At 54.5% G+C, this 18,463-nt stretch carries 13 protein-coding genes; 7 read left to right on the top strand and 6 right to left on the bottom strand.

The window, feature by feature from the left end:
- Positions 1–68: 68 nt before the first annotated feature.
- The 3 genes from gcvPB to gcvT are packed head-to-tail and all read right to left on the bottom strand — an operon-like array spanning position 69 to position 4,047.
- Positions 69–1,538: an aminomethyl-transferring glycine dehydrogenase subunit GcvPB gene (gene gcvPB, locus GON22_RS07035; protein ID WP_160395402.1), complete on the bottom strand. Its 1,470-nt coding sequence runs from the start codon at positions 1,536–1,538 to the stop codon at positions 69–71.
- Complete coding sequence (gcvPA, locus tag GON22_RS07030; protein WP_160395401.1) at positions 1,535–2,914, bottom strand: aminomethyl-transferring glycine dehydrogenase subunit GcvPA; 1,380 nt, start codon at positions 2,912–2,914, stop codon at positions 1,535–1,537. Before gcvPA ends, gcvPB begins: the two co-directional genes overlap by 4 nt.
- 5 nt (positions 2,915–2,919) lie before the next feature.
- Positions 2,920–4,047, bottom strand: coding sequence for a glycine cleavage system aminomethyltransferase GcvT (gene gcvT, locus GON22_RS07025; RefSeq protein ID WP_160395400.1), 1,128 nt, complete (start codon positions 4,045–4,047; stop codon positions 2,920–2,922).
- A 140-nt stretch (positions 4,048–4,187) separates the two neighbouring features.
- Here gcvT and gcvH point away from each other — a divergent pair, with 140 nt between their 5' ends.
- The 3 genes from gcvH to GON22_RS07010 all read left to right on the top strand — a co-directional run bounded on the left by gcvH (position 4,188) and on the right by GON22_RS07010 (position 8,321).
- The gene (gcvH, locus tag GON22_RS07020) at positions 4,188–4,589 is read left to right on the top strand and encodes a glycine cleavage system protein GcvH (RefSeq protein ID WP_160395399.1); all 402 of its coding nucleotides are present in this window, start codon (positions 4,188–4,190) and stop codon (positions 4,587–4,589) included.
- Positions 4,590–4,730: 141 nt separating this feature from the next.
- A complete protein-coding gene (locus GON22_RS07015) occupies positions 4,731–6,764 on the top strand; it encodes a putative bifunctional diguanylate cyclase/phosphodiesterase (protein ID WP_160395398.1) in 2,034 nt (677 codons plus the stop codon).
- A 9-nt stretch (positions 6,765–6,773) separates the two neighbouring features.
- Positions 6,774–8,321 (top strand): metallophosphoesterase, encoded by a 1,548-nt coding sequence (locus tag GON22_RS07010; protein WP_160395397.1) that lies wholly within the window; start codon positions 6,774–6,776, stop codon positions 8,319–8,321.
- A gap of 204 nt (positions 8,322–8,525) precedes the next feature.
- Here GON22_RS07010 and GON22_RS07005 read toward each other — a convergent pair whose 3' ends face one another.
- Positions 8,526–10,832, bottom strand: coding sequence for an ATP-dependent helicase (locus tag GON22_RS07005; RefSeq protein ID WP_160395396.1), 2,307 nt, complete (start codon positions 10,830–10,832; stop codon positions 8,526–8,528).
- Between the two features lie 267 nt (positions 10,833–11,099).
- Between GON22_RS07005 and GON22_RS07000 the strand changes: the two genes are divergently transcribed.
- Positions 11,100–11,309, top strand: a complete 210-nt coding sequence (locus GON22_RS07000) for a hypothetical protein (protein WP_160395395.1) — start codon at positions 11,100–11,102, stop codon at positions 11,307–11,309.
- Between the two features lie 76 nt (positions 11,310–11,385).
- On the opposite strand, the gene GON22_RS06995 is transcribed toward GON22_RS07000, so the two are convergent.
- Positions 11,386–12,159: a glycosyltransferase family 2 protein gene (locus tag GON22_RS06995; RefSeq protein ID WP_160395394.1), complete on the bottom strand. Its 774-nt coding sequence runs from the start codon at positions 12,157–12,159 to the stop codon at positions 11,386–11,388.
- 145 nt (positions 12,160–12,304) lie between these two features.
- Here GON22_RS06995 and GON22_RS06990 point away from each other — a divergent pair, with 145 nt between their 5' ends.
- On the top strand, positions 12,305–13,633 hold the full coding sequence (locus GON22_RS06990) for a nucleotide sugar dehydrogenase (protein ID WP_160395393.1): 1,329 nt from the start codon (positions 12,305–12,307) through the stop codon (positions 13,631–13,633).
- A gap of 52 nt (positions 13,634–13,685) precedes the next feature.
- Here the strand turns inward: GON22_RS06990 and GON22_RS06985 are convergent, their stop codons facing one another.
- Positions 13,686–14,408 carry a GT-D fold domain-containing glycosyltransferase gene (locus GON22_RS06985; protein WP_160395392.1) on the bottom strand — a complete coding sequence of 241 codons (723 nt, stop codon included), beginning with the start codon at positions 14,406–14,408 and terminating at the stop codon, positions 13,686–13,688.
- A 321-nt stretch (positions 14,409–14,729) separates the two neighbouring features.
- On the opposite strand from GON22_RS06985, the gene GON22_RS06980 reads away from it, so the two are divergent.
- Positions 14,730–17,549 carry a glycoside hydrolase family 3 protein gene (locus GON22_RS06980; RefSeq protein WP_160395391.1) on the top strand — a complete coding sequence of 940 codons (2,820 nt, stop codon included), beginning with the start codon at positions 14,730–14,732 and terminating at the stop codon, positions 17,547–17,549.
- 316 nt (positions 17,550–17,865) lie between these two features.
- Positions 17,866–18,459 (top strand): TerD family protein, encoded by a 594-nt coding sequence (locus tag GON22_RS06975; protein WP_160395390.1) that lies wholly within the window; start codon positions 17,866–17,868, stop codon positions 18,457–18,459.
- Positions 18,460–18,463: the final 4 nt, after the last annotated feature.

The following is an 18,463-nucleotide window of genomic DNA, read 5'->3' as shown; positions in this document are numbered from 1 at the left end:
TAAAGCTCCTGCACTTGCCGAATCCCGAGCAGGAGCTGCAGCGTGGTTGCTGATGCAGTTCATCTTCTTCATTCGCAGGAGCAATTCAGAATCGGCCGGCGTGCGGCTAGCGTTTCGTCGAGACGGCTGACGGCTGTTCCCGCTGGCGCTTGCAAAATCTTCTCTGGCGCATGCTCAGCTTCCCAGGCGATCTGGAGCATCGTATCAATGAAACGGTCCAGCGTCTCTTTGCTTTCCGTTTCGGTCGGCTCAATCATCATACTCTCTTCTACGATGAGAGGAAAGTAGACGGTAGGCGGATGGAAGCCGAAGTCGAGCAATCGCTTGGCCATATCGAACGTACGGACGCCGTACGCCTTTTGCCTTGATCCGGATAAGACGAACTCATGCTTGCAGATGCGGGGAAAAGGCATCTCGAAGGCGGCGCTGAGCCTGCTCCTCATATAGTTGGCGTTAAGGACAGCACATTCGGACACACGCCGCAGCCCTTCCGCTCCATAAGAGCGGATATAGGCATAAGCCCGAACGAGTATGCCGAAGTTGCCGTGGTATGGCTTTACGCGGCCGATGGACAATGGGCGATCGTAATCATAGAAATAGGTGCCGTCAGGGCGGCTGGCGATAAGCGGTTTGGGCAAAAAAGGCTCCAAAAACCGTTTGACGCCAACGGGGCCAGCGCCGGGACCGCCGCCGCCATGCGGCGTACTCATCGTTTTGTGCAGGTTGAGATGAACGACGTCGAACCCCATGTCGCCGGGGCGGGTGATGCCCATAATGGCATTCGCATTCGCGCCGTCGTAATAGAGCAGTCCGCCCGCTTGGTGAACGATGTCCGCAATCTCGATGATCTGCTCCTCGAATAGCCCGAGTGTATTCGGGTTTGTCAGCATAAGCGCAGCGGTATCTGGCCCAACCGCTGCGCGAAGCGCATCAAGATCAACGAGCCCGCGTGTGTCGGACTTTAGCGTCACGGCCGTATATCCGGCAGCAGAGGCGCTTGCCGGGTTCGTGCCGTGGGAGGAGTCGGGCACGAGCACTTGCTTGCGCTGCTCGCCGCGGCTTTCATGATAAGCGCGAATCATGCGCAGGCCGGTCCATTCCCCGTGCGCGCCGGCGGCTGGCTGAAGCGAAACCGCGTCCATGCCGGTAATGGCGGCGAGATCGCTTTGCAGCGTGTGGAGCAGTTCCAGCGCCCCCTGTACGGTCGATTCGGGCTGATACGGATGCAGGCTGGCGATTCCCGGCAGCCGGGCGATATCCTCATGCAGTTTCGGGTTGTACTTCATCGTGCACGAGCCGAGCGGATAGAAGCCGTTATCGACACCGAAGTTGCGGCGCGATAATGCGGTGTAGTGCCGGATAACGTCAACCTCATACAGCTCCGGCAGCGCAGCGGGAGCCTTTCGCAGGAGGGAAGGGGGGATACATCCTTCTAGCGGCAGCTCAGGCACGTCGCATGCGGGCAAGGAGCAGGCGATTCGTCCAGTCCGGCTCCTGTCAAAGATGAGCGGTGGCGCGGGTTGTTCTTCTATAGTCATATCAATTCCCCCAATCGTAGGGCTAATCGGTCGATTTCTGCCTTGGTTCGCTTCTCTGTTACGGCGAGCAGCATGCAGCCCGGCAGCTCGGGATAGTCCGCTTCAAGGTTATATCCGCCAAGGATGCCGTCCTTCAGCAAGTGACCGATTGCCGTCGTACACGAGCGGCCCTTTGGCAATTGAATAACGAATTCATTGAACGAAGGGGCGCTGAGCGGCAACTGATAGCCGGGAAGGGCAGCGATAACGGAGGCTGCGTATCTCGCTTTGCGCACGTTGAGTGCAGCAGTTTCCTGCAAACCCGTTCTCCCCATCACCGACAAGTAGACTGCTGCGCCTAAGGCGAGCAGGGCTTGGTTGGAGCATATATTAGATGTCGCCTTCTCGCGCCGAATATGCTGCTCGCGCGCTTGCAGCGTTAGCACGAAGCCGCGTTTGCCCTCGCGGTCAACGGTCTGTCCGACAATTCGTCCGGGCATGCGGCGCATAAGCGGCTCTGCCACTGCGAAGAAGCCGCAGGTGGGCCCTCCGAACGATTGGGGAATGCCCAGCGGCTGGGCATCCCCGACGACGATGTCCGCACCGAGGCTGCCAGGCGGCTCCAGGACGCCGAGCGAGAGCGGGTTTGCACTAACGATGAGAAGCGCGCCGCAATGATGGGCGAGCGGCTCGAGAGAAGCGAGATCTTCAATGCATCCGAGAAAATTCGGCGACTGGATAAGGACTGCTGCGACGGTATCATCAACCGCATTCTCCAGCTTGTTCAGGTCCGTCGTGCCGATGCCGGGCGCAAGGCCGATTTCAACAAGCTCGATCCCGAGCGCTTCGGCTGTCGTGGCGATGATTTGCCGCGCTTCGGGATGGATGCCGCGCGAGATGGCAAGCCGTTTGCGCTTCGTTGCGCCAACTGCAAGCAGCCCGGCTTCGGCAAGCGCCGTAGCGCCATCATACATGCTGGCATTGGCGACAGCCATTCCGGCCAACTCACATATATACGATTGAAATTCGAAAATAGCTTGCAGCGCTCCTTGGCTAATTTCGGGTTGATAAGGCGTATAGGCAGTGTAGAATTCCGAGCGCGACAGCACATGGTTAATAGCGACGGGAATATGGTGATCGTAAATGCCAGCACCCAAGAAGCTGGCCATTCGGGAGGTATCGAGATTGCGGCTGGCTAACTCGCGCATATGTGACCAGAGCGCAAGCTCATCCAGCGGCTCAGAAACGGGCAGCAGGCCCTGATAGCGAACCGAGGCGGGAATATCGCGGAACAGTTCGCTAATTGATGAAACGCCGACGGCCTGCAGCATTTCAGCTTCATCCTGCTCGGTCATGGGAATATAGCGATGGCGATACGATTGCGGATCAGCATGCATAGCGCTCACCTCCCGCCCTGCGCTTGCAATCGCCGGTAGAAGGGAGTAGGCACCACGGTCGCAGGCGATGAAACGCCGCGAACATCTACGAGGAGCCGAGTGCCTATTGATGCGTAATCTGCGTGCACCAGCGCAAGCCCAATGTTTCGCTTAAGCGTCGGGGAATGCGTGCCGGATGTGACATGGCCAACCTGCATGCCATCGGCGTATATGGCGTAGCCCGCTCTTGGAATGCTGCGCTCGCCCAGCTCGATGCCAACCAAGCGGCGAGGCGCTCCTACAGCAAGCTGCTCAAGCAGCACGCTGCGCCCGATAAATTCGCCTTTGCCTGTTTTCACGAAAGCGCGCAATCCAGCTTCGATTGGCGAAACGGAAGCCGACAGCTCATGCCCATATAGTGGGAGGCGAGCTTCTAAACGCAGCGTGTCCCGCGCGCCTAGCCCGGCAGGCACTGCGCCGTAGCGCTCGCCAGCTTGCAAGAGGCCGTTCCAAAGTACCGGCGCATCAACCGCATCCACGTACAGTTCAAAGCCATCTTCACCGGTATATCCAGTGCGAGAGACAAGCGCGGATACGCCGCATACAGCAGCCGATGGGGTGAATTGGAATGGGGCTAAGCGGTTCAATGCAGTGCAAGTCGCAGCGTCACAGGCTTCGCCTAGAATCGCCGCTGCATCCGGTCCTTGCAGCGCAAGCAGAGCGGTCTGCCCGGTTGTATTTTCAACTGTAATATCGCCAATGAGCTGCTCGCGCAGCCATTCTAGCACCTGTGCTGTATTGGAGGCGTTGACGACAAGCATGTATTGGTCCGCAGACAAGCGGTAGATGAGCAGGTCGTCGATGGTGCCACCTTCGCTATTGCACATCAAGGTGTATTGGGCGCGGCCGTCTGTAAGTGCGGATAGGCGGTTAGTCGTAAGCCGCTCCAACAACGTTTCAGTGAATAACCCAGTAACGATCAGCCTGCCCATATGCGAAACATCAAACAATCCAGCTGAGCGCCTGACGGCTTCATGCTCTTTGACAATGCTTGTGAACTGTATGGGCAGTTCCCAACCGCCAAAATCAATGGTGCGGACACCGGGATGCTGGCTATACAAGGAGAATAAGGGCGTACGCCGGAGTGTTTTCATCAGGGATCACCTCTTCGCGAAGGATAGGGCTGCATAAAGAAAAGAATGGGCTATCGCGCGCTTGTTCGTCATAGGAGTGAATAGGGAGCAAAGCACATTAAGCCTGTTGTATTCATGCATACGCGGAAAGGGTGTTGAACATGAGTGAAGTAAGGGCGGGACTGCATTATACAGAGGAGCATGAGTGGGTCGCGTTGCAGGCTGATCGCCGCGTCGTTCGGGTAGGCATTACCGATCACGCGCAGTGTGCGCTTGGGGATATTGTATATGTCGAGCTTCCGTCCATAGGCACGGAGGTGGTGGCGCTGCAGCCGATGGGCACGATTGAGTCAGTGAAGACGGTATCGGACCTGTATAGCCCCGTTAACGGCGTCATTATTCGAGTCAACGAGGCATTGGCTGGCATGCCGGAGGCGGTGAATGAGGACCCGTACGAAGGGGGATGGCTCGTGGACATCCTCGTGCGCAATGATGCCGAGGCTGCTTTAAGCGGGTTGTTGACGGCGGAGCAGTATCAGAAACGGGTCGATTTAGTGCCTTAGGAGAGGGGAATGGGGCAAAAGTAGGGGGGTTACAGGGAAAATAAGCTCCTCCCGATAGAAAATGGCTGTTAGTCTAGCGGATGCGATGTATAATCTTACCTAGGCAAGTATAGGCAACGCCATCATCGGAGGAGAAACAGCATGATTATGTTACAAGGGACGTATAGCCTAGGAATCGTTGCACTTTCGTTTATTATTGCGGCGTTATCTTCCTTTTCTGCGCTTCATACGATCGGACGGGTATTACAAGCGCATGGCCGTTCCAAATTGGGGTGGATGTTTGTAGGCGCCGTCGTTATGGGATGCGGCATATGGTCCATGCATTTTGTCGGAATGATTGCTTTTCATCTCAATGTGAAAGTTACTTATGATGTGTCTGCTACGGCGCTCTCGCTGGTGGCGGCTATTGCGGCTTCATATATAGCGTTTTATTTGACCCAAAGGTCCGAGTCCAGGCGCAGCTTGGTTTTTGTCGGCGGTATCGTAATGGGGCTGGGCATCGCGGGCATGCATTATATTGGGATGTCCGCGCTCCGCCTGCCGGGCGAGATGCGGTATGACTCTTTTTATGTGATGTTATCTGTATTGGTTGCCATCATCGTGTCCTACGCGGCTTTGTTTTTGTTCAGCCGTGTGCGCACCAACATGAACCGTTCCATGCTTCGCAAATGGATTGCAGCTGCGCTGATGGGTTTAGCGGTATGCGGCATGCATTACACAGGCATGCGCTCCGTATCGTTCTGGTGCGGCAGCCCGGAGATGTTCGGCGAGTCGCCGCTCAATTTGTTTTTGGTAAGTGCAGTAACGGCTGCAATGCTGCTGCTGCTCCTCATTTCATGGGGCATAGTTTATATTGATCGGGCGGTACTTATTCGGATGGCATACACCGACCCCTTGACTGGCCTGCCGAATCGGTACGAGCTTCGCCGCCGGTTCGACTTGTTTTTGCAACGCGCTCAACAAGGGGCTGTGCTGTTCGTGGATATTGACCAGTTCAAGACGATTAACGATACGCTGGGGCATGAGGTTGGCGACCTGCTCGTTTTGGATGCAAGCAAACGGCTGGCCCAGCTGTCGGAGTCGTTGCAGGTGTTTCGAATCGGCGGCGATGAATTTTTGTTAATTATCCCGAATGTCGGGCAATCGGAAGCGGAAGAATTGGCAGGCCAGCTGCTTGCCAGCATCCATCGCCCGTTTCAGCTGGAAGGCCATGAGCTATATGTGACATGTAGCGTGGGGATTAGCTTATTCCCTGAGCACGGCCGCGATCAGTCGATGCTGCTGAAGACAGCTGACACGGCAATGTACGACGCGAAGAGCAAAGGCAAAAATCGATTTCAATTGTTCAATCAAGGAATGGAGCAGCGGCTTGTAAGGCGGATGGCATTGGAGAAGGATCTGCGCAGGGCGATGGAACGGGGCGGTGAATTCGTCGTGTATTACCAGCCCAAATGGGATACACGCATCGGCAGGCCTTCTGGCTTCGAGGCGCTTGTTCGCTGGCAGCATCCGGAGCTTGGGCTCGTGCCGCCTTCGGAATTTATTCCGATCGCTGAAGAGACAGGATTGATTGTCGGGCTGTCGCGTTTCGTCCTTCAGCAAGCCTGCCATGATTGCCTTCGCTGGGAGCGGGATGGCTATGGGGAACTGACGGTTGCGGTGAACACCTCTGTGAAGCTGTTTGACAGCCACATTTTGCACGACATGGTGAGTGAATCACTTGAGCTGTGTATGCTGCCGCCTGAACGGCTGGAGCTTGAAATTACCGAATCGATCGTCATTCACGATATGGCCGATGTCATTAGGCAGCTGAATGAAATCCGGTCGCTTGGCGTGAAAGTATCGATGGACGATTTTGGGTCCGGCTATTCCTCGCTGGGGACGCTTGACCGCATTCCGATCGACACGGTGAAGATCGACCGGATGTTCGTTAACGAAAGCCATTTGCCGGCCAAGCAGGCGATTATACGAACGATTGTAACGTTGGCGCAGCAGCTTAACTTAGAGGTTGTGGCTGAGGGCGTGGAAGAGGAGCAGCAGGTTGCGCTGCTTATCGATTCGGGCTGCCCGGTTATTCAAGGCTATTATTTCGGCAAGCCGATGGATGATATCCGTGTGCGTGTTTGGCTAGATGATTTGGCGTATAAGGAAGCTGCATGCGGCGAGGGCTTGTGACGCATACTAGTGGAACATTGGCTGGTTAACCATTTAGAAGAAACGGGTGCATCAGGCGTGATCAAGGAAACAAGGCGGCTGGCAAGCCGCGTGGCGACGGCTCTCGCGTCCCTGCTTCTTGTGCAGGGCATAGGGGCAGGCTTAATTGGCGCAAATGCGGGCGTAAACCCAGTGGGAACGGGCGCGAAGGCGACCGCTGGAACGGTAACTGCAACGGCAACGGAAGCAAAAATGGCTGATCGGTATACGACCGTGAAGCGGAGCGATGGGTTGAATCTCGTTTTTCCGGTCATAAGCGACATTCATATTGGAGCTGGGGACAAGGCCGCTACGAAATTCGCAAACGTTTTGAAGCAAATAAACCGAATTGCGCCGCAGTATGATGCGATGGTAAGCGCAGGCGATTTGACTGATAAAGGGGAAGCTATGCAGTATGAAACGTTTATGGCGATTTACAACGGCCATAAGCAGGCGGCTGCCCGCCATTTGCTAGCGATTGGCAACCATGATTATTATGGCACCTCTAGCGCGGCAAGAGCGCAGAAGCTGTTCATGGACAAGACCGGCATGCCAGGCATTTACTACGACACGTGGATTAATGGCTACCACTTTATCGTCATCGGCAGTGAGAATAAGACGACCAATGGCACGCTTTCCGACCGCCAGCTTGGCTGGCTGAACACAAAGCTTGCGGACCATGCTAGCGTGGACAAGCCGATATTTGTCATTTTTCATCAGCATATTAGCAATACGGTGTATGGCAGCGACGAGTGGGGGCATACGCAAAAGCATAAGCAGCTCTATGCGATACTGGCCCGCTATCCACAAGCTATCACATTCTCTGGCCATTCGCACTATATGCTGGATGACCCGCGAAGCGTACATCAACGGGATTTCACGTCGTTTGGCACATCCGCAATCCGTTACCCAGAGCTTGAATCGGGCATGGTGCAGGGCAATCATCCATCGGATGATATCGCCCAGGGCTATATTGTTCAAGTGAAGGACAAACAAGTAATCGTAAAGCGGCGTGACTTTCATCGAGACGACTGGACCGGTGAGGATTGGATTGTCGATTACCCAGCGCGCAAGCCTGCATTCCGCTATACGGATGGCCGCGATAAGGCCAAGCCGAAATTCGGCCCAACCGCGAAGGCGTCTATTGTGCCAGGCAGCATTCATGGGACCAGAGCGACGATAACGTTCAACCAAGCAACGGATAATTTGCTCGTTCACGCGTATGACATCGATGTGAGCAGGGAAAGCAATGGCAAGCACGCGCTGACGGTTCATGCGTTTTCCGAATTTTATAAACATCCGATGCCGGCAAGCCTGTCGTTCGATCTGAAAGGGCTGACGCCCGATACGGCATACGTTGCGAAGGTCATAGCGATTGACTCGTTCGGCAACCGCAGCGACAAGCCGCTCGCTGTATCGTTCCGAACCGCCGCACTTTCACCGCTTCGGGCGAGCGATGTCACGCATTTGCTCAGCTTATCGATGTACAACATCGTGGGCGAAGCTTCGCGCTTGTTAAATATGCGTGGGGGAAAATAAAATGACGGGACCGCGTAGCGCGGCCCCGTCATTTTTGGTGTCGAGATCGTCTCGACGAACTACGGCTGGCTAACGCACCAAGTCGCGAATAGGACAGAAAAAAGTGCGCTATTGGTCCGTCTAACGTGCTAAAGCGCGAATAGGGCAGAAAAAAGTGCCCTATTGGCCAGGCTAACGTGCCGCATAGTGCGGCTCCATTCTTTTTTAGCGGCTTCCCGATACCGTCTTCGGCTTATTCGCCGGATGCTGGGCTCCTCCAGCCTCAGCTAAGAAACGCGAAATGTCGGTCTTCTGCCCATGGTAAAAGGCGGGCGAACTTACGTATAGCCGCTCGCGGGCTCGCGTTACGGCTACATAGAGCAAACGGCGCTCTTCCTCGATTGCTTCCGCTTTGTCCCGCGCTGCTTCCTCCTGCGATATTGCCTGCTTCGGCTGCTGCGGTTGGGTAGCCGAACGGTGAGGCATAATGTTCTCCGTTACGCCGACGACGAATACTGCTGGGAATTCCAAACCTTTCGACTTATGAATGGTCATCATCTGAACGCTGCCCGGGTCTTGCTCTGCGCCTGCACTGGCAGGCTGGTGGACCTGTTTTTGTTTGTGTCGTGCAGCCTCCTGCCGCTTGGCCATCTCATCGGCGAAAGTAAGGAAGGCTTCCACTGTGTCGAATCTGCCAGCTGATGTCTCCAGCTCGTCCAACAGCTCCTTCATTAACTCCTTATGCGGCGTGCCGCCGCGGTTCGTCTCTGCATACTTATCGAAGAAAGCGTCCCGGATCCGGCGGATGGCAGTTGCAGGGCCAATCGAAGCGATGGCTTTGATCAATCGCAGCCTCTCCAGCACCTGATCTTTCTGGAATTGCTGCAGGCGAGGGAAGTTGGTCAGATGGATGAGCGGCCATTTTTTTGCCCGTTCGTGCTCCTGGGAGTCAATCCATTTCATTCCAGCATCGCGATTAACATATAGTGTAGGCAGCATTTCTTCTATGGCTTGCTTGTCCCGATGGTGAAGCGCTAGCCGCAGATGCGCCATAACCGGACGAATAAGCGATGATTCGTAGAAGGAATGCCCTTCGCCATGTTCTTCGACCGGAATGCCGGCTTGCAGCAAATTCTCAATCGTCGCCCGGCCGCTTCCGGCCGAACGGTAGAGGACGGCAATGTCGCCATAACGATACTGCCCTGATTCCACCAGCTTGCGGACCGACGCTGTGATGAGCGAGGCTTCTTCCTCGCTTGTAGCAGGGCGGGCGAACATCGGCTTGCCGATTGTGCCTAAGCTGGCGCCATCCGGTGCAGCGGCTATTCCAGCAGCAGCAACCTCCGCCGTTGCTGCAATTGCCCCAGCGGGGACGCCGGCTGCCGCTCCAGCGCCCATATTGGACAGCTTTGCTTCATCAGCAGGGTGTGGTTCGCCCCCCGCTGCGGCAGCATCGCCATCTGCCAGGCTGCGGTTTGCGGTTTCTTCGCGTGATGCTGGCACCGTCAGCGTCTTCGGCCGGCGATTGCGATTGCCGCGAATGATTGCGTTGCCGAGGCCGACAATCGCAGCGCTAGAACGATAATTGATGCTAAGCGTAACGATGCGAGCATCGGGATAAATCTTATCAAACGATAGAATCGCGTCGGCGCTCGCGCCATTAAAGGAATAAATCGTCTGGTCATCATCGCCGACCACCATGAGATTGCGCGATTTGCCGGCGATGAGGCGCACGATCTCATATTGGACCGTGTTCGTATCTTGGAACTCGTCCACCATCACGTAACGGAACCGCTCCTGGAGCGTCTCGAGCAGTTGAGCGTCTTCGCTAAGCATGCGATGGGCGAGCAGCAGCACATCGTCGAAGTCGATGGCGCGGCTTTCTGCTTTCCATTGCTCGTATCGGAGCAGAACGCGCTTCATTTCGCGTTCGGCTGTCGAGCTCTCCGGCATGTCGGCTGCGGTCAGCAGCCGGCATTTGTAAGAGGACAGCAGCGCCAGCAGTGTCTCTGGCTCATAGTCAAGCGTCGTGCCAACCTCCCGCAGCAACCGCTTCACGGTCATGCGCTGCTGCCCGGCATCGCCCAGCACGGCAGATTGGTTGCCGCGCCGGCGCAGCAGCTGCAGGCAGAAGGAGTGAAAGGTGCGCGCTTCAATCGATTTGGCGGTGGTTGGCGAAATGCCGGGTAATCCGGCAAGGCGAAGCTTCATCTCATCGGCTGCTTTACGGGAAAATGTCACGAGCAACAGCTGGCGTGCCGGGATACGGCGTACAGCGATGAGGTAAGCTGCTCGGCAGGCAAGCGTCGTCGTCTTGCCGGACCCTGCGCCTGCGATGGTGAGCAGCGGCCCTTCACCATGCCGGACTGCTTGCAATTGCGCGTTGTTGAGCATCACATTGCGCTCATCGAGCGCTTGCAGGAAACCGGCATCCCGTCTGGGATCATATGAAAGAGCGCTCTCGGCGTCCGTAGGGGACGAGGCGCCTGCATCATGGGAGGAGGCTTGCTGATTGGCGAGCCTTCTGATCATGGATGCGGGCTCCACAGGCCGAGAGGCGCCAGTAATCGTGTAACGATATTGCTGCATAGGGGTATTAGTCCTTTCTGCGAGTCCATGCGATTAGAGCATTAGATGCTGATTTTCATTATACCATGCCGGGACAAGCGTGGCGCGATGCATGGCATGAGGCTTGCGGACATTGGCTAGCGCAGCATATTTACATTTTATCTCTAGAAAGAAAACCTTTAACCATTGGCAAACGTTATGTGTATATTTTGTGGGAAAGGAGGAAGAAAATTGAAGAAAATTTTGATTCTATATGCTGTCGTGGCGTCGCTGGCAGCAGGCAGTTCGGCTGTATATGCTCAAGCGAACAACAGTGGAATGGACATTATTATTGGTGTAGAATCTGGGAAATTGCCGCGTTCAGATATTAATAGAGCGAGAGAATTTCTCCTTAATAGAGCAGACATATTTCCAGAGATTATTAAGCGGTATGGCATTTAGATAACATCGATAGCATAAAAAGAAGCCCATTGCTTGGTTAACCCAGCAGTGGGCTTCTTCTCCTTTTGCAACAACGTTAATCGATTAACTCCTCATCCCGCCGCAGTGCGCGCTGCCGATTGACATAAGGCTTGAACGCCTTGGTGCGAATGACGATTGCTCGGCGGTCCCGAAACAGCTGCTGCTCTCGAACCTTCCACGTATGGGACATCCGGTTCGCTCTGCGGATCGCGGCAAAATGGTACCGGGATGACGTACGCACCCGGAAGCCCCTTCGCAGGCAAGTGCGAATAAATTGGACGTCAGAGCCTTGCCTCTTCTTGCCGAACTTAACGCGCTGGAATACACGCTGGTGGAACATGATCGTCGCGCCAGCAATCCGTTTCACGCCAGAGTAAGGGCGAAATGGCTGCCTTCGCAGCAGAAGCGTTTGCCGATGGGGAAAATAGAAGAAGAAGGAGCTTTTGCCCACAAGGTCTGCCTTCGTCACACGAAACGTATTCATCGCTTCTGACAGATAAGCCGGCCCATAGTAGTCATCATCATCGAACTTGGCAATGTATGGGTAACGTGCCTGCGAAGCGGCATAATTCAGGCAATCCCCCAGAGGCCGACGCCCGGGCAACCGCAGGACGCGTACATTTTCATACTGGCTGGCAGCAAGCTTGTAACGTTTCATGCTCATCCCTTTGCGATTGAGGACGATAATAAGCTCCTTGCGAACCCCTTGCTGCCGCGCGTAATTGTCTAGCAGCTGCTTCATTAACTGTGGCCGCATCGTAGGGCTGACGACCGTCACCCCTGCTGCAGCGTGGCGCTCCATTTCCATCTCCATTGCCATCTCCGTCATCTAGAAGCTCCTCCTTCATTGTTCGAACAGCTGGCTTTCTTGCAAAATGGTTGTTCATCCCCCGTCATTGGACGTGTGCACGAAACCTTCTACTTCGTACCTTATTGAGAGAGCGTAAGGAAGAGTAGGTTGGGAGGGTGGCATCATGCTTGACAAGGCTGCTAAGGCGGAAGATAACGGGCCAAGCGGCATTGGCGCAATTGGCGTAATCGGTCTCGGTTATGTCGGCTTGCCGTTTGCTATGGCCTTTGTGCGCCGCGGTTTTTCCGTTATTGGGATTGATGTGGATACTCGGAAACTGGAAATGCTTAAGAGTGGAAAAAGCTACGTTCGCGATGTTGCAGACGCTGAAATTGCAAATGCTCTGGCAGCGGGCAAGCTGGCCGTTTCCTCTCGATTTTCACTGCTAACAGAGGCTTCTAGCATTGTTATATGTGTACCGACGCCACTCACAGCAGAGCAGGCGCCGGACTTAAGCTTTCTGACGAATGCCTGCAGGCAACTGGAGCCGCATCTGCAACAGGGCCAGCTTGTCATCATCGAGAGCACAACGTATCCCGGCACAACGCGTGAGGTCGTCCAGCCGTTGCTGGAGCTTGGCGGGCTGCGGGCAGGGGAGTCTTTTTATTTGGCTTATTCGCCTGAACGAATTGATCCGGGCAACACAGACACACCTGTAGAAGACGTGCCGAAGGTGGTAAGCGGGCTGACTGCGCTGTGTTTAAAACGAGTCGTATCACTCTACAGCACGGTGTTTAGCCAAGTTGTGCCGGTATCGTCAACGGATACGGCTGAGGCTGCCAAGCTGCTCGAGAACAGCTTCCGGCTTGTGAACATTTCATTTATTAATGAATTTGCCAAGCTATGCGACCAGCTCCACCTGGATATATGGGAGGTTATTCGTGCAGCGGGCACGAAGCCGTACGGCTTCATGAGCTTCCATCCTGGACCTGGCATAGGCGGCCATTGTATCCCGGTTGACCCCTTGTATATGCAATGGAAAGCTAGAGGGGCTGGGACGGAAAGCCGATTTATCGAGCTTTCCCGAGATATGAATGAGTCGATTCCTAGCTATATCGTGAGTCGAGTGGAGCAGCTTCTGCTGCCGGAGCGGGCGCTAGCGGGTTCGAACATTCTTATATGCGGCGTTACGTACAAAAGGGACGTTGCCGACCTGCGGGAATCGAGCGCGTTGCTGCTAATGGAGCTGCTGCACCTTGCAGGCGTGGCGGTGGCTTATTATGATCCGTATATCCCAACTGTTCGAATTGGGCAAGCGTCATGGAACAGCATCGCATTAACGGACGCAGCGATTGCGGCGGCGGATTGCGTCCTCATCCATACGGACCATGCAGCGCTTCCGATTGGCCAAATCATGGAACATGCGGCAGCGATCTATGATACACGCAATGTAACGCGTGGCAGGAGCAGCCGAGGCAAGCTTGCGAGATTGGGCGACGGAAGCCAGTTGTAACAGTAACAGCAGCGGTGGTGATGGGATGAGGAGCGTATGTTTTAGTGCTAGTCTATCGGCGCATGTTAAGTTGGTTTGCACTAGCCGCAATGCGGTCGGGCCCTTTTCCGAAGTCGATTGCGACTTTGCCTATTTCATTCGCCATTCGCGGGGCAAGCACGACGGCGTTTACCCCGCAGGAGAGCAGGGCGATATCGTATCTGCGGCGTATAGAGGTGGCTTCCTTCATCGTGCTTTCAATCTGGTCATAATGGGAAAAAGCAATCGTATGAGCGACGTCCAGCTTATATCGGTCGCTTTTTAATAGGGCCTTTAACGGCTCCGGATTTCTTGTCACAAGCAAAATGCGTTGGCGCTTCAGCATTCGCCAGAACTTCTCGCTCCCCGGCATCATTCGATTCACGCATGCGTGGCATCGAAGCGCCGGATTAAGCTGGTAATGCTGGAAGATCTGGTTCGTCAGCTTTCGTTTCAAATAGTCGGGCGCTTTGATTTGATCATCATCCAGCGGAAGCAAACCGACGATCGTAGCTTTGCGAATGGAAAGGATCATCTCATCACGAAGCGCTAAATTCGGCAGCGTGACGCCTTTTTCGCCTTGGTTAGCTTTGATCGCCCAACGTTCGCGAAGCACCTTGCTCATGGGCCATACGGATTGCTGCGCCATGACAATATTTTCGCCATCGCCAATCCGCACGAGAGACAAGGGAGCAACTTCGTATAGCGCGCGCTCGATGGTTTCAAGAACCGCTTTGAAATTCAGATAACTTGCCATAGCATCCCTCATTTCCGCCAGTCATGAGCCGTGCGGGCTCTCTGTTACTATATGTGGGATCTTGGCGACAGGAGGACAATAGAGGCGCCCAATCCTTCACAGCATGGCCGATAGGAGGGGGCGGTTTAGTGATCTTTAACAGGATAGGGGAGGATTGGATAGCGCCATCCTATTTGTGTAAGCGTTACCGAAATCGTTTTAGTTCTTGTTTTCGCTGGCGAGGCTCTTTATAATTAGGGTAGATTGTTTATTGGATAAACTAAGTAATCGTGCTTAAGCCTATTTAAATCCAATCCTTATACATAAAGGAGCCACTCTAACATGAACAGTACGCCTGCATTCCCGTTCCGCAATCCATCGTTGCCGCTTGAGGAGCGAGTCTCGGATCTCGTGTCCCGCCTTACGCTGGAAGAGAAAATTAACAATATGCCGCAATATCAGTCTGCGATTGAACGCCTTGGCATTCAGCCGTATAAGCATGGCACAGAAAGTGCGCACGGCATTGCTTGGCTCGGCGAAGCGACGTCGTTCCCGCAGCCGATTGGGCTGGGGTGCACGTGGGATCAAGAGCTGATGAAGGAAATTGGCGATGTGATTGGCACGGAGGCTCGCGTGTTCTACAAGCGCAATCCCCAAATAAACGGGCTGACGCTATGGGCGCCAACTGTCGATATGGAGCGCGACCCGCGCTGGGGCCGGACGGAGGAGGCCTACGGCGAGGACCCGCATCTGACGGGCGAATTGTCGGCGGCGTTGGTTCAAGGCATTCAAGGCGATCACCCGAAGTATTTGAAAGCTGTTGCTACATTAAAGCATTTTCTAGGCAACAATAATGAGATCAACCGCGGCAGCTGCTCCGCGAGCATCGACCCCCGCAATATGCGGGAGTATTATTTCAAAGCATTCGAGCCAGCCTTCATCAAAAGCAGAGCGCAATCGATGATGACGGCCTACAACTCCGTTAACGGGACGCCAGTTTTGCTGCATGAAACGGTGAATAGCGTCGTGAAGGAGCAATGGATGGATGGCTTCATCGTTAGCGATGCAGGCGATATGATCGGCATCGTGAACGACCATCATTATTATGATTCGTTTGCGCAGGCGGTGGCGCATTCCATTAAAGCAGGCATCGACAGCATTACGGATGAAGCGAAAGCTGTAACGGATGCAATAAGGGAAGCGCTTGCGCAAGGCTTGCTCAGCGAGCCCGATTTGGACAAAGCGCTCTCGAATACGTTTCGCGTGCGGATGCGCCTCGGCGAGTTCGATCCACAGGAGCTGGTCCCGTATGCGGCGATCGACGATTCCTCGCTAATGAAGCCGGAGCATCAGGCGCTTTCATTAAAAGCGGCCCAGAAGAACATCGTCCTGCTCAAAAATAACGGTGCGCTGCCTCTTGATGCAAGTAAGCTGAACAACGTTGCCGTTATCGGACCGCTCGGCGATACGGTCTATCGGGACTGGTATTCCGGCACGTTTCCGTATAAAGTAACCCCGCTGCAGGCGATCCAGCAGAAGCTGGCCGGCAAGCCAGTTGCATTCGCGGACGGCAATGACCGGATCAAGCTTCGCTCCAAGGCGAGCGGGCGATACCTCGCCATTGCAGAAGGAGAGAGCGGACAGCTGGCAGCTGTAGCGGATGCCGCGGGCGCTGAGACATTCCAAGTCGGCGACTGGGGCTGGGGCAGCTTGACGCTGCAAGCGGAGAGCAACGGAAAATTCGTCACGACAGATGAGACGCAAGTTACGGCTTCGGCAACCGAGGCGTTCGGCTGGTTCGTGAAGGAAGTGTTTCATCTCGAGCCGCAAGAAGGCGGAGCGGTTGCGATGGCAACTTGGAATAACAAAACGGTCACAGCTTTGGCAGATCAACCGCTTGTGGTAAACGAAGAGCCGAAGGCGAATGGCGATACGGAAACCTTTGATAAGGAAGTTGTCCATGATGGGCTGCAAGCTGCAATTGAGGCGGCGAGACAATCCGAGGTTGCGATCGTCTTCGTTGGCAATAATCCGCTAGTGAACGGCAAGGAAGAGACCGATCGCCCTGGAATGGAGCTTGCGGAGGCGCAAGAGCGCCTTGTAAAAGCCGTATACGAAGCGAATCCGAACACGATCGTCGTGGTGACAGGAGGGTACCCATTTACGTTGAACTGGATCGAGGCGAATATTCCGGCAGTCATTTACTCCTCACACTCGGGCCAAGAGCACGGCACTGCACTGGCGGATGTTTTGTTCGGCGACTATAATCCAGCGGGACGCTTGAATATGACGTGGTATCGCTCCGCAGAGCAGCTCTCTGACCTAATGGACTACGACATCATGAAGAGCAAGCGGACGTATTTGTATTTTGAAGACAAGCCGCTCTATCCGTTCGGGCATGGGTTGTCGTATGCCTCATTCGCTTACGGCGAACCGCAGCTCGGCGCGGCGGAGATTGGGGCAGAGGATGAGCTTGCCGTATCAGTGCGCGTCCAGAATACGAGCGAAGTAGCGGGTGAAGAAGTCGTACAGTTGTATGTCAAATGCGGCAAGTCGCGTGTCAAACGCCCGCTGAAGAAGCTATATGGCTTCCGACGTATCATGCTGCAGCCTGGCGAAGCTCGGACGGTTACGTTCTTGGTTCCGGCTGCCGAGCTTGCGCTTTGGGATGTTACACGGGATCAATACGCTGTGGAAGCTGGTGAATACACAGTGATGATCGGCAGCACTTCGGACGATATCCGTGCGAGAGTGGCTATGCGGATTCACGGGGAGACGATTCCGCCCCGCAGCTTGCGTGCACAGGTGAAGGCTGAGAATTATGATGATTACGAGGGCGCGTTCCTTGGCGAGAGCAAAGAAGGTTATGCATGCGTTGAGTTGTCAGGCGTTAGTGGGTGGATCGCGTTCCACGATACGGAGCTCGGGGCTGGCGCACAATCCTTCCAAGCGCGAGTGGCAAGCGTGGAGAGAGGCGGGCGCATCGAAGTGCGCCTTGGCTCGGCAGAAGGAACCGTGGTTGGATCGGCGGAAGTGCCAGCGACTGGCGGCGCACAAGCTTGGACGACCGTAACAGCAGCGCTGCAAGGCGCAGTTGGGCGCCAGGACGTGTATATTGTGTTGGCGGGCGATGTACGCTTGAGCTGGGTTCAACTGGCCTAAGCAAACATGAGGAAAAAGCTTTTCCGGTCAAGGATATAAGATCGGAAAAGCTTTTTTGCATAAAAGCGACAAAATAATGAATCCTTTTGGGAGAGTCGCCGTAATACCGGATACGATAGCAAAACAATGCGCAGATATTGAAAATTATGTATATTTCACAAGGGATTTACCGAACCTAAATGTTTGTATAAGCAAGTAGATTTTTGATTCTTACTAGAGTATAGTTGGATTTAGAGACTGGAAATTAAGGGCTTTGGCCCCTCTTATTTCATCAAGTGTTGGAATGGGATTACGCTTGAAGGGAGGTGAACAAGCAATGTCGATCAGTTTGGTAAAGGGTCAGAAAATCGACCTGACAAAAGGCAGATCCGGTTTGGCCAAAGTCATTATCGGCTTGGGTTGGGATCCGGTGGAGGCACGTGGGTTTTTCGGAGTGAAGAAGAAACAGGCCAATATCGATTGTGACGCTTCCGTACTGATGTTGAATGAGCAATCGAAACTTACAAATGAGCATCATGTCATTTGTTTTTATAATAAACAAAGCCCTTGCCAATCGGTTATTCACTCCGGTGACAACCTAACGGGCGAAGGCGACGGAGACGACGAGCAAATTATGATCGATCTGTCGAAGGTGCCGGCGAACGTGAGCAAGATTCTCGCGGTCGTTAATATCTATGACTGCGTTAACCGCAAGCAAGATTTCGGCATGATCAAATCGGCGTACATCCGTGTCATGGATGGTTCGAACAGCAGTGAGTTGGTTCGTTTCAACCTATCCGAGAGCTATGCTGGCAAGACCGCACTAATTTGTGGAGAGCTCTATCGCCATGACGGCGAATGGAAATTCGCAGCAATCGGCGAAGGGACGCACGCAACGCATGTGAATCAAATCGCAGCCGCTCATCAGTAAGAGT

Origin of the sequence: Paenibacillus sp. MMS18-CY102 (assembly GCF_009789195.1) — a bacterium.
Lineage (GTDB): Bacteria > Bacillota > Bacilli > Paenibacillales > Paenibacillaceae > Paenibacillus_T.
Note: the sequence above shows the minus strand (reverse complement) of the source record. Positions and strands in the feature narration are given on the sequence as shown.

Bases quoted from the DNA above. Each gene is read 5' to 3' on its own strand.
- gcvPB (WP_160395402.1), bottom strand. From the start codon at position 1,538: ATGACTATAGAAGAACAACCCGCGCCACCGCTCATCTTTGACAGGAGC.
- gcvPA (WP_160395401.1), bottom strand. From the start codon at position 2,914: ATGCATGCTGATCCGCAATCGTATCGCCATCGCTATATTCCCATGACC.
- gcvT (WP_160395400.1), bottom strand. From the start codon at position 4,047: ATGAAAACACTCCGGCGTACGCCCTTATTCTCCTTGTATAGCCAGCAT.
- gcvH (WP_160395399.1), top strand. From the start codon at position 4,188: ATGAGTGAAGTAAGGGCGGGACTGCATTATACAGAGGAGCATGAGTGG.
- GON22_RS07015 (WP_160395398.1), top strand. From the start codon at position 4,731: ATGATTATGTTACAAGGGACGTATAGCCTAGGAATCGTTGCACTTTCG.
- GON22_RS07005 (WP_160395396.1), bottom strand. From the start codon at position 10,832: ATGATCAGAAGGCTCGCCAATCAGCAAGCCTCCTCCCATGATGCAGGC.
- GON22_RS06995 (WP_160395394.1), bottom strand. From the start codon at position 12,159: ATGACGGAGATGGCAATGGAGATGGAAATGGAGCGCCACGCTGCAGCA.
- GON22_RS06990 (WP_160395393.1), top strand. From the start codon at position 12,305: ATGCTTGACAAGGCTGCTAAGGCGGAAGATAACGGGCCAAGCGGCATT.
- GON22_RS06985 (WP_160395392.1), bottom strand. From the start codon at position 14,408: ATGGCAAGTTATCTGAATTTCAAAGCGGTTCTTGAAACCATCGAGCGC.
- GON22_RS06980 (WP_160395391.1), top strand. From the start codon at position 14,730: ATGAACAGTACGCCTGCATTCCCGTTCCGCAATCCATCGTTGCCGCTT.
- GON22_RS06975 (WP_160395390.1), top strand. From the start codon at position 17,866: ATGTCGATCAGTTTGGTAAAGGGTCAGAAAATCGACCTGACAAAAGGC.